The 10,320-nt window shown below is 70.0% G+C and carries 12 protein-coding genes; all 12 read right to left on the reverse strand.

What is annotated here, in order from left to right; translation table 11 throughout:
* Positions 1-156: 156 nt before the first annotated feature.
* Positions 157-558 carry a hypothetical protein gene (locus VIB55_RS01870; RefSeq protein WP_331874963.1) on the reverse strand — a complete coding sequence of 134 codons (402 nt, stop codon included), beginning with the start codon at positions 556-558 and terminating at the stop codon, positions 157-159.
* Between the two features lie 6 nt (positions 559-564).
* Complete coding sequence (locus tag VIB55_RS01875) at positions 565-894, reverse strand: DUF2279 domain-containing protein (protein ID WP_331874964.1); 330 nt, start codon at positions 892-894, stop codon at positions 565-567.
* A gap of 22 nt (positions 895-916) precedes the next feature.
* Complete coding sequence (locus VIB55_RS01880; RefSeq protein WP_331874965.1) at positions 917-1,909, reverse strand: YpdA family putative bacillithiol disulfide reductase; 993 nt, start codon at positions 1,907-1,909, stop codon at positions 917-919.
* A gap of 169 nt (positions 1,910-2,078) precedes the next feature.
* Complete coding sequence (locus VIB55_RS01885) at positions 2,079-3,608, reverse strand: flavin monoamine oxidase family protein (RefSeq protein WP_331874966.1); 1,530 nt, start codon at positions 3,606-3,608, stop codon at positions 2,079-2,081.
* A 27-nt stretch (positions 3,609-3,635) separates the two neighbouring features.
* Positions 3,636-3,815: a hypothetical protein gene (locus VIB55_RS01890; RefSeq protein WP_331874967.1), complete on the reverse strand. Its 180-nt coding sequence runs from the start codon at positions 3,813-3,815 to the stop codon at positions 3,636-3,638.
* Positions 3,816-3,828: 13 nt separating this feature from the next.
* Positions 3,829-5,322: a polyamine aminopropyltransferase gene (locus tag VIB55_RS01895; protein WP_331874968.1), complete on the reverse strand. Its 1,494-nt coding sequence runs from the start codon at positions 5,320-5,322 to the stop codon at positions 3,829-3,831.
* 31 nt (positions 5,323-5,353) lie between these two features.
* The gene (locus VIB55_RS01900; RefSeq protein WP_331874969.1) at positions 5,354-5,563 is read right to left on the reverse strand and encodes a DUF350 domain-containing protein; all 210 of its coding nucleotides are present in this window, start codon (positions 5,561-5,563) and stop codon (positions 5,354-5,356) included.
* A 15-nt stretch (positions 5,564-5,578) separates the two neighbouring features.
* Positions 5,579-5,773: a hypothetical protein gene (locus VIB55_RS01905; RefSeq protein ID WP_331874970.1), complete on the reverse strand. Its 195-nt coding sequence runs from the start codon at positions 5,771-5,773 to the stop codon at positions 5,579-5,581.
* A complete protein-coding gene (locus VIB55_RS01910) occupies positions 5,770-7,683 on the reverse strand; it encodes a DUF4178 domain-containing protein (protein ID WP_331874971.1) in 1,914 nt (637 codons plus the stop codon). Before VIB55_RS01910 ends, VIB55_RS01905 begins: the two co-directional genes overlap by 4 nt.
* On the reverse strand, positions 7,680-8,045 hold the full coding sequence (gene speD / locus VIB55_RS01915) for an S-adenosylmethionine decarboxylase (protein WP_331874972.1): 366 nt from the start codon (positions 8,043-8,045) through the stop codon (positions 7,680-7,682). Before speD ends, VIB55_RS01910 begins: the two co-directional genes overlap by 4 nt.
* A gap of 884 nt (positions 8,046-8,929) precedes the next feature.
* Positions 8,930-9,448 (reverse strand): DinB family protein, encoded by a 519-nt coding sequence (locus tag VIB55_RS01920; protein WP_331874973.1) that lies wholly within the window; start codon positions 9,446-9,448, stop codon positions 8,930-8,932.
* The coding region (gene argF, locus VIB55_RS01925; RefSeq protein WP_331874974.1) for an ornithine carbamoyltransferase at positions 9,445-10,320 on the reverse strand (876 nt) is incomplete at its 5' end. The genes argF and VIB55_RS01920, both read right to left, overlap by 4 nt.

The following is a 10,320-nucleotide window of genomic DNA, read 5'->3' on the forward strand; positions in this document are numbered from 1 at the left end:
TGATGTGTGGCGGATCCCTCAGTCGCTGCTGTCCGCGGTGTTCGGGCAGGTGCACCGTCGCCGCTTCTTCGGGATGACAGACGATGGCGTCGCCCGCGGTGTGGAGGCTTTCCGCGGTGGTTGCGGCGGATTCATCCGCTCCCGCGTGGCAGCAGGCTACGACGCGGGGCCGGAGAGAGGCACGTCGGCGCGCAGTTCCCAGCGGCAGTTGGCGCAGTGCACCAGGTGGGGGCGCTTCATTCGCCCCGTCTCACGGAAGTCCTGGTCGGTGCCGCACTTGGGGCAGGAGCCGTGGAGCGAGACGAGCGTGCGGTGCTCGCGAAAGCGGCTCATCGCCCGCATGCCGCCTACCACGAGCACCACCAGCACCCACGGAAGATGCGGCGGAATGAAGAACACGATCGGCGCCAGGAGCCAGAGCCCAAGCTGCATCAGCGCCGAGCTGCGGCGCCACCTCGCGCTCCGCTCGATCACACGGGCGCGTGCCTCCGTCCACTCGCCGCTCGCAAAAACCAGCCGAGCCGTTACCTCCGGCACGGCCGGGCTATCGTGCGACATTTGCCGTCACTGCGTCTGGGCCTGCACCACCGCGGCGGTGCCGACGCCGGCCAGGTCCCACGCGATGTCGCGCACGGACGCGGTGTGCCCCTCGGCGTTTCGATCGCTCCATTCCTTCCACAGCCCCACGCCGACGCCGGTCCCGGCGCCTACCAGCAGGCTGGCGTCGTTGTCCAGTCCAGCCGCGCGGGCGCCGCTGGACGCCAGGCTCGTCACGATGAACGAGGTGACGAAGTGCTTCACCTTGTCTTCGCCGAACCAGCGGTCCTCCGGCTGGGCGCGCGCCGCCGGGCCGCCGCCGAGAGACAGGCAGAGCATCAACAGGCAGGTTTCCATGCGTGTCTCCTGGTCGTTTTTGTCAGCGCCTGGACGCCACGTGCGCGGCGATCAGCGGGCCGTGCAGCTTTCCGTTCTCGATGAAGATCTTGTTCGCGTCGTGGCCGGAGACGACGACGCCCGCCACGTACATCCCCGGCACGTTGGTCTCCATCGTCGCGGGATCGTGCCGCGGGATGCCGGTCACCTCGTGCACCTCGATGCCGAACGCACGCAGCACGCCGGGATCGGGCTCGAAGCCCGTCATCGCCAGCACCCAGTCGTTCTTCATCGTCCGCAGCTCGCCCGTCTCCAGGTTCTCGACCACCACCTCGTGCGGGCGGATCTCGGCCAGGCGGTGGCGCCAGAGCGCGGGGATGGCGCCCTCGGCGATGCGGTTCTCGATGTCGGGCCGCACCCAGGGCTTCACGCCTCGGTCCAGCTTGTCGAAGATGTGCACCAGCGTGGTGCGCGACCCTTCGCGCCACGTCAGGAGCGCCGCGTCGGCCGACGAGTTGCCCCCGCCGATGACGATCACGTCCTGGTTCCAGAACGAGTACGGGTCCTTGAAGTAGTAGAGCACCTTCGGCAGATCGGCGCCGGGCACGTCCAGGCGGCGCGGGCTGTCGTAGTAGCCCGTGGCCACGACCACGTTGCGCGCCCGGTGCGTCCGCGGCTCGCCACGCGCGATCGTCCGCAGCACGAAGGCGTCGCCGTCCCGCTCCGCCGTGGCCACCTCCTCGAACTGGCGCACGTCCAGCCGGTAGTATTCCGCCACCTTGCGGTAATATCGCAGCGCCTCGCGGCGCGTGGGCTTGTCGCCCGAGGTGGTGAACGGCAGGTCGGCGATCTCCAGCTTTTCGGGGCCGCTGAAGTAGGTGACGTACGTGGGATGGTCCATCATGGCCTGCGTGATGGCGCCCCGGTCGAACAGCACGCACGAAAGCCCCGCCTGCGCCGCCGCCACGCCCACCGCGATCCCGCACGGCCCCGAGCCGATGACGGCGATGTCGGCCGTCTCCGGAATATCCGTCATCTCTGCTCTTGTATCCTTCAGGTGCGATTCGGTCCTCGCCCGGGCGGTTCCGCAGGGTCCGCGCCGAACTGCATGGGTCACGCGGAGGCGCGGAGGTCGCGGAGAACTGCAAGAGGGCGCCTCCGCTGTTCCTCCGCGTTCTCCGCGCCTCCGCGTGAGATCGTAGTTCTCAAGTTTTGCCGATGCGAGCCAGCACGCGGTCCGCGGCGGTGATGCCGCAGTACTGGGCCTCTTCGAACAGGGCCAGGCCGCTCACGTCGGAGTGCGCGTAGTAGACGGGACCCGCCGAGTCCGCCAGGGCGCGCCGGACGGGGTCCGCGAGAAAGCCGGGGACGGGGCGGGGCATGGCGTGCCCCATCCGCATGATGTCGATGCGCGACACGCAGGCCCGGATGTCGGGGTGCGCGCGCTCCAGGTCCGCCAGGATCAGCTCCTTCCACTCGTGCCAGGGGCGGCGGAGCAGGAGCGCCCGCGCTTCCGCGGGGGACGCGTGCGCCAGGGCCCAGTAGTACGTCCACACCGTCTGCGCGGGGCGGATGGCGTGCGTCTGGTGCGTGGCGATCACGTAGCCCAGCGAGGGCGAGCCGTGGATCACGTTGTCCCACGCCGGCTCGAAGCCGCTCTCGGATGGCCAGCGGTCCAGCACCAGGTTGGCCGTCAGCCAGGGCGAGTAGGTGAAGCGCACGGGCGGCGCGCCTTGCACGACGTGCGGCGCCAGGAACGAGGGCGCGGCCCAGACCGCAGCGTCGGCTACGTATTCCACCTCTCCCGCCAGCACCCGCACGCCCGAGCCGCGCGCCTCCACGCGGTGCACCGGCGCGCCCGTCCGCACGTGGCCGCCCACGCGCTCCAGCAGCCGCCGCGCGATCCACCCGTTCCCCTCGGGCCAGGTGAGGGTTCCCGACTCGCCATCGTGCGGGCGCGAGGCGAAGTAGTGCACCCCCGCCCACGCCGAGGTGTCGTCCACCCGCGCGCCGTAGTCGTCGCGGCAGGCGTAGTCCACGTACCAGCGCAGCGCGGCCGACCGGTAGCCGCGCGCCGCCAGCCACGCCGCCATCGACACGCCGTCCAGCTCCGACGGCCGCGCCCCCAGCGCCGAGGGGATGGTGAAGGCGCCGGTCGCGCGCATCTGCGCCATCTCCTCGCCGAAGCGGCGCATCTCGGCCCGGTCCGCCGCCGTTTCGGCCAGCGCGCCTTCCATCCCCTCGTGCCAGCGGCCCCAGCGGTGGATGCGCTCGCGCGGCGTCGACACCAGCATCCGCTCGTTCCACACGCCTCCGCGCAGCACGCCCAGCTCCTCGAACAATTCGCGGACGTAGACGGCCTTGGCGTCCGGCACGGGAACGTAGTGCGCCGCCCAGGGATAGGCGGACGCCTCGGACTGGCCCCAGCGCGAGTTGCCCCCGGCGTGGTCCTCCAGCTCCAGCAGCACGAAATCGGCAAAGCCGCGCTTCTTCAGCCGCCACGCCGCGGACAGCCCCGCCATCCCCCCGCCCACGATCACCACGGGAACGCGCTGGGTGCGGCGGATGGCCGGAACTGCAGCCCGGTCGCGCAGGCGGTGGCCCCGCGCACCGCCGTCGTCCACGAACCCGCCGGCCACCGCGCGGTCCGTCTTGCGCGCGCACGCCACGAAGGGCGCCGCGGCCAGCGCGGCCACGAACGCCCTTCGCGAAATCCCCCCGTGCCCCTCGCTCACGGCCGTCGCGGCTCCCTCCGGCGGGGGCTACGCACGGGCAGATTCCATCTGGCGCAGCGCCGCGATGTTCTGCTGCAGCCGCGCAAGCAGCTCGTCGTACAGCGGGTCGGGGTTGTTGTCGACCAGGTCGCCCAGCGCGGCCACAGCCTGCTCGTGCGCGCTGATCGCCTTGGTGATTCCCAGCTGCTCGTTGTCCTGCGGCTTCATCGCATCGCCTTCGTCATTGCGTGATTTGCTCCCACTCGCTGCTGTAATAACGCACCAGCACCTGGTCGTCCAGCCGGTTGGCGCGGACGGGAATCCGGCGCATGTCCGTGGGAAACTGGAAGAGTCCGGCCATCGCGTCGGCCGTCAGGTAGCGCAGGCCCTCCGGCAGCCGCGCGGGTGCGCGGTAGTCGCCCGTGCCGGCCAGGATGAACCCCCACTCGCCGAACGAGGGCACGTACACGTGGTAGGGCCAGGTGCGCAGCCCCGCCTCGTCCAGCGTGCGCTCGATGCTCCAGAACGCGGTGCGCGCGAACATGGGCGACGTGCTCTGCACCACCATCATCCCGCCGGGGTTCAGGTGCTGGCGCAGCAGGCGGTAGAAGGTGGTGGTGTACAGCTTTCCCACCGCGTAGTTGGAAGGGTCCGGAAAGTCCACCACGGCGAAGTCGAACGTTTCGCTGCTTTCCGCCAGCCAGCGGAAGGCGTCGGCGTTGATGACGCGCACCCGCGGCGAGAGCAGTGCGCCGCCGTTCAGCTTCAGCATCTCACGGTGCTCGCTGAACAGGCGCGTCATCTCGGCGTCCAGGTCCACCAGCGTCACCTGGGCGCTGGGATAGCGCAGCACCTCGCGCACCGCCAGCCCGTCGCCGCCGCCCAGCACCAGCACGCGCTTTGGGGATGGATGCGCGGCCAGGCCAGGGTGCACCAGCGCCTCGTGGTAGCGGTACTCGTCGCGCGAGCTGAACTGCAGGTGGCCGTTCAGGAACAGGCGCAGGTCGCCGCGCCAGGCGGTGAGCACGATCCGCTGGTACGGCGAGTTGCGCGTGAGCACCACCGGGTCGGCGTACATGCTGCTTTCCGCCGTCCGCGTGATGCGCTCCGCCGCCGCGAAGCCGGCGACCAGCAGCGCCAGCACGAACACGGAGCCCGCCTGCAGCCTGCGCCGGTTGGGGAGCGCGTCGCGGAACAGCCAGGTGCTCCACAGCGCCACCGCCGCGTTGATGATGCCGAAGAGCAGCGCCGACCGCGCCATCCCCAGGTAAGGCACCAGCACCAGGGGAAAGAGGAGCGAGGCGCCCAGCGCGCCCAGGTAGTCGAAGGTCAGCACGTTGGCGACCACGTCCTTGAACTCCAGCCGGTCGCGCAGCAGCCGCATCAGCAGGGGAATCTCCAGCCCCACGAAGATGCCGATCAGGGAGACCAGCAGGTACAGCAGCGGGCGGAAGGCGTCGGTATAGGCGAACGCCAGGAAGAGGAGGGTGGACGAAAACCCGCCCACCACCGCCACCATCAGCTCGATGCTCACGAAGCGCGACGCCAGCCCGCGGTGGATGAAGCGCGAAAGCCAGCTGCCCACCCCCATGGCGAACAGGTAGGTGCCGATGATGGTGGAGAACTGCAGGACGCTGTCGCCCAGCAGGTAGCTGGCGAGCGCGCCGGCCACCAGCTCGTAGATCAGCCCGCACGCCGCGATCAGCAGGACGGTGACGAACAGCGCGGCGTTCACGGGCGGCCCTTCGCTCCCAGCGGACTTCGCGTCACCAGATGGCGGCGGCGATGATGATGGAAACGCCGATGGACATGGCGCCTACGATCACCGCCAGGGCCGTGTTGTGCTCCTCGATGATCTCCTTCCACAGCGTTCCCGGCGTCATCCGGTCTACCAGGAAGAACGCCAGCACGAACAGCAGGATGCCCAGCAGCGCGTAGACTGCCGCGGCCACCAGGTGGTTCAGCAGGTCATCCATGAGTCTCCGAAGGGTTCATTTTCCACCGATGTAGCGCCCGGTTCCCACGTAGTGCGCCCGGTACGCCCCCGGGTTGTCGCGCACCGAGTGCGGCATGGCCTGCCGGCGCGCGGCGCTGTTGGTGGGGCTCCAGCCGCGGTACTCGGCAAACGCCAGCCCGCCCAGCACGAGCAGGCCGTAGATCAGGTACCTGGGATGCAAGGACTTCATTCGTCGTCGTCTCCCGTTGCCGGAGGGTAGTCGCTTTCCATCCAGCGCTGGTGCTCGAAGCTGGCCGACATCAGGCTCACGTACAGCGGCGGCAGCACCAGCAGGAAGAGCGCGGCCAGGAACAGGAAGCCGCTGGGCGGATCGCGCGTCACCTTCACGTCGTAGGTGAACGCTCCCGCCTCGCCCAGCGGCGCAACCACCAGGCGGTAGGTGCCCGCCGGGACGCCGCCCAGCCGCGCGGAGGTGTTGCGCGATCCCTCGCTCCAGCTTTCGCCGTCCTCCACGCCGTGGTAGTACCCGACGTTTACCGGCAGCTCGCGGGAGGTGCCCGAGCGCTCGTCCACCAGCGCCAGGTCGAAGGCGGCCCATGTGTTGTCCACGTTGGTCCGCAGCTCCACCTTCATGGCCGACGTCCGCCCCGATACCGTGAACGGCTCGGTGACGAAGACGTTCTCCTCCACCGCCGGGTCGAACGCCTGGCTGCTGGCCAGCACGTGGTCCGAGCCGGTCGACACGCGCCAGATGAAGACGGCGACGAGGACGGCGAACAGCAGGAGGAAGGTGGACCACAGCCGGCCCGCGCCGGCGTGCGGCGAGGGCTGGTTGGCAAAGGTGCCGCGCGGGAACGGGGGCCGGCCCTCGAGCTTGAAGGCTTCCCAGAGCCGCGCGCCGGACGTGTACTCGCCCAACGACCAGCTTTCCTCGTCCGCTGTGCGCTCGCGCGACAGCAGGAGCGGCGGGTCGACGTAGTCGTCCACCTGCGCCACGTCGCCCACCCGCACCTGCCAGGGAAACTCGCCGAGAACGAAGGTGGTTTCGGCGGCGGAGCGCTGGAAGTGGCGAAACGCCTTGCCGTTCACTTTGGCGCCGGGCTTCCCGCCGACGGGTGATTCCTTGGCCGGCGTGGTGAGGACGGTGATGTCGTTCCAGTGCCCGTTGTATTCCGACAGGTACCGGAAGCCGCGCTCGGGGGTGTGCAGCAGGTACTCGCGCCACGAGTAGCTGACTCCCTCCACCCGGATGGTGCGCTGCTGAAAGCCCAGCACGTCCCAGTCGGCCCCGTGCAGCCGTCCCCGCGCGCCGATGGGAATGTAGGGCTTCACCTTCATGCGCTCGGCGAAGCGCTGCAGCACCTTCAGCCCGGCCGAGCTGCCGACGTCCAGCACCGACTGGCAGTACTGGCAGACGGCGTTCACCGACTCGCCCGGGCGCTGCACGGTGACGGTGCCGCCGCAGTTGGGGCAGTTGAGCGTGCGGGTGCCCTCGGCGGTCTTTTGCCGCGGGTCGCGCAGGTTCTTGAGTTCGAGTGCGCCGAACGGCACCACCTCGCCCGCGAACAGCAGGGGCGGACTTTCGCTGTAGTCGATGGTCGCCAGCCGCCCCGCCTCGGAGCGCAGGTCCACGAACGGCGTTTCGTCCTTGCCCCAGTACTCGAAGGGCAGCTCGCCTTCCACGCCTGCGTAGCGGGCCCGGGTGATGGTTGTCACCCTGTACGGCGGCGCCTCGTCGACCAGCGTGATCTCCTGCCCCGGCGCCAGCGTCCCCGCCTGGGGCAGGGAGGCGACGTCCGTGACGGCAAAGGTCACCGCGTACTCGTCCTGCGCGTCCGAAAGCCACCCGCTGGTCCCGTCGCCGAAGGCCAGGTGCCACTCGCTCCACGCGCCGCGCTCCCAGCCGTAGGCGATGCGCCCGATCACCGAAAAGGCGCGCCCCCGGTAGCGTCCCTCGGTGCCGACCTGGACGCGCGAGGTGACGGGCGGGGGCTCGGAAACCACGCCCACCTTCTCCAGGTCCACCCCGTGGCGCACCACGATGGACTTGCAGGTGCCGCAGACCGTCTGCACGGCCCCCGACCACTGGAACCGGATGGGCGAGGCGCAGCTGGGGCAGTTGGCGACGGGCCCGATCATACGGCCGCGGCGGGAACGGCGGCGTAGGCGCGCTCGAAGCTCCTCACCACCACTTCGTCAGCGCCCAGCGCGTCGCGCAGGTTGGCGTTCCAGTCCCACTCCGGGCGCGGCCGGCAGCAGAACAGGTTCACGCAGATGCTGCCGTGCTCGGGAAAGGTGTGGCAGGCCAGGTGGCTTTCGGCCAGCAGGCACAGGCCGGTGACGCCGCCCGGGCCGGGGAACTTGTGCCACTGGGCGGGCTGCACGGGGTGCAGCGCCAGGTCGGCGACGATGCGGTCGAACAGCCGGCGCAGCACGCCGGGGTCGGCGAGCGCGTCCGGGCTGCACCCGTGCGCCTCGACCAGCCATTCGCGACCGTTCATCAAGTGGAGGTTCCGGGTTCCGGTGGATTCGGCGCGCCGCACGGGCTTGTTCGGCCGCGGGTGAATCTACGGACGTTGGAGGATGGAGTTTCGGATTTCAGGCCCGCGGAGGGGCTTGGGAGAGAATACGATTCGGATGGGCGGGGCACAAGCGACGCCCCACGCCGATCAGCCGAGGTCGTCATCGGAGGCCCGGGCCCACCACATCGGCCCGCACACCTTCCTGCGCGCGGCGGACGGAAGCCGCGGCCACGGTCCTGCTGGGGCGAATGAATTCGCGGCAACAACCACACGATGTCCGCCTTCGCGGACTGCATGCACTGGTGCGAGTTAGGCCAGGTGGCGCGCCCCGGTGGCCGTGCAGGCGGGAGGGGCCACCCGCGGCATGCGCCGGAGCCCATGGAAATCGCGCTGAGGCCCGCCGGACCAGCCCCACGCACGGTACCCACCGCAGGGCACCAAACTGGCTCCCTTCCCCCACGCAGTTTGTGGGGGAAGGGTTGGGGATGGGGGGGCGCCGAGGCATGCGCCGGTGCGGCTGTGACGCGCCCGAAGTTCTCGCGGCGACCCGCCTTGCCGCAGAGGCGAGGCCGCCGACGGAAAACATCGCGGCCGGGGGTTGGGCGACCGCTGCCGCGCCCTAGTTTAAGCGTATCGGCGGTTAGATCCTTCGGCCCGCGAAGGATATTCTGCGGGCAAATTCCGCGCGCCTGGGCCTCAGGATGACAGGCTTTGGGCGCTGGCAGTCATCGATCGGTGTCGTAGGCCGTGGGCCTCACGGATGACAGGCTTTGGGCGCTGACGGTCATCGATGCGTGCCTCGGGCCTCACGGATAACAGGCTCTGGGGCGTCGACATTCCCCCCCGTGTCACACCCGGGCTTCTCAACCCTCGCTGTACACCCCGCGGAGCATCCCCAGGTGGTGCCGCTCGTGGCCGGCGATGATCCAGGCCAGCGCGCGGACCGTGACATCCGCGCCATTCGCCGTACCCGAGCGCGCCAGGGCTTCGTCGTCCAGGTGGCGGAACAGGTGCAGAGTGGCGCGGCGGACGGCCTCGTACTCCTCCGCCAAGTCAGCGAGGGTGCGCGCATCGAAGCGCCCCGCCTGCACGTAGGCGTTCTCCTCGAAGCCCGCCAGCGGCGTAGCGTCGCCCCGGGCGATGCGCAGCGCGCGGTAGGCGAAGATGCGCTCCGTATCCACCATGTGCCCCAGCACCTCGCGGATGGTCCACTTGCCCGGGGCATAGCGGTGCCCTCCCCGTTCCTCGGGAAGCCCGCGGGCGAACGCGAGCACCTGGTTCAGCTGTGCCTGCAGGATGCTGGGCAGGTCGCCATCGGGGACGCCGTCCACGTAGCGGGCGTAGAAGGGGGCGTACTCGTACGCGGCGGGGCGGGGGATCATCGCACGTCCCCCATCACCCGGGCCATGATGGCCTTCTGCACGTGCAGCCGGTTCTCCGCCTCGTCCCACACGCGCGAGCGGGGCCCTTCGATCACCCCCTCGGTCACCTCTTCGCCGCGGTGGGCGGGACGGCAAGGCAGGAAGATGGCGCGGTCGCGCCCCGTCTCCATCTTCTCTTCGCTGATGCAGGAGCCCTGGAAGTCGCGGGCGCGCTTGGCCGACTCTTCTTCCTGGCCCATCGACGCCCACACGTCGGTGTTCACCACGTCGGCCCCGGCCACGGCCTCGCGCGGGTCGTGGGTGGTGATGATGTTGCCCCCGGCGCGGGCGCGCTCCAGGATTTCGGCGTTGGGCTCGTATCCGGCGGGATAGGCCAGGCGCAGCTCGAACCCCAGCACGTACGCCGCGTTGATCCACGAGTTGGCCATGTTGTTGCCGTCGCCCACCCAGGCCACCTTCACGCCGCTCAGGTCGGGGCCGAAGTTCTCGATGATGGTCTGCAGGTCGGCCATGATCTGGCAGGGATGCAGCAGGTCCGTGAGCCCGTTGATGACCGGAACGGAGCCGTAGGTGGCCAGCTCCACCAGGTCCTGCTGGTCGAAGGTGCGGATCATGATGCCGTCCACGTAGCGCGACAGCACGCGCGCCGTGTCGCGGATGGGCTCGCCGCGGCCCAGCTGGATGTCGCGCGACGACAGGAAGAGCGCGTGCCCGCCCAGCTGCCGCGTGCCCACCTCGAACGACACCCGCGTGCGGGTGCTGCTCTTGGTGAAGATCATGGCGAGCGTCTTGCCCGCCAGGGGCCTTTCGGCGTAGTCGCCCCGCTTCATCCGCGCCGCCAGGTCCAGCGTCTGGTACAGCTCTTCGCGGCT

The organism is Longimicrobium sp., from assembly GCF_036554565.1.
Lineage (GTDB): Bacteria > Gemmatimonadota > Gemmatimonadetes > Longimicrobiales > Longimicrobiaceae > Longimicrobium.

Excerpts from the sequence above, each read along its gene's own strand:
- VIB55_RS01870 (WP_331874963.1), bottom strand. The coding sequence starts at position 558 with ATGTCGCACGATAGCCCGGCCGTGCCGGAGGTAACGGCTCGGCTGGTT.
- VIB55_RS01875 (WP_331874964.1), bottom strand. The coding sequence starts at position 894 with ATGGAAACCTGCCTGTTGATGCTCTGCCTGTCTCTCGGCGGCGGCCCG.
- VIB55_RS01880 (WP_331874965.1), bottom strand. The coding sequence starts at position 1,909 with ATGACGGATATTCCGGAGACGGCCGACATCGCCGTCATCGGCTCGGGG.
- VIB55_RS01890 (WP_331874967.1), bottom strand. The coding sequence starts at position 3,815 with ATGAAGCCGCAGGACAACGAGCAGCTGGGAATCACCAAGGCGATCAGC.
- VIB55_RS01900 (WP_331874969.1), bottom strand. The coding sequence starts at position 5,563 with ATGGATGACCTGCTGAACCACCTGGTGGCCGCGGCAGTCTACGCGCTG.
- VIB55_RS01905 (WP_331874970.1), bottom strand. The coding sequence starts at position 5,773 with ATGAAGTCCTTGCATCCCAGGTACCTGATCTACGGCCTGCTCGTGCTG.
- VIB55_RS01910 (WP_331874971.1), bottom strand. The coding sequence starts at position 7,683 with ATGATCGGGCCCGTCGCCAACTGCCCCAGCTGCGCCTCGCCCATCCGG.
- speD (WP_331874972.1), bottom strand. The coding sequence starts at position 8,045 with ATGAACGGTCGCGAATGGCTGGTCGAGGCGCACGGGTGCAGCCCGGAC.
- VIB55_RS01920 (WP_331874973.1), bottom strand. The coding sequence starts at position 9,448 with ATGATCCCCCGCCCCGCCGCGTACGAGTACGCCCCCTTCTACGCCCGC.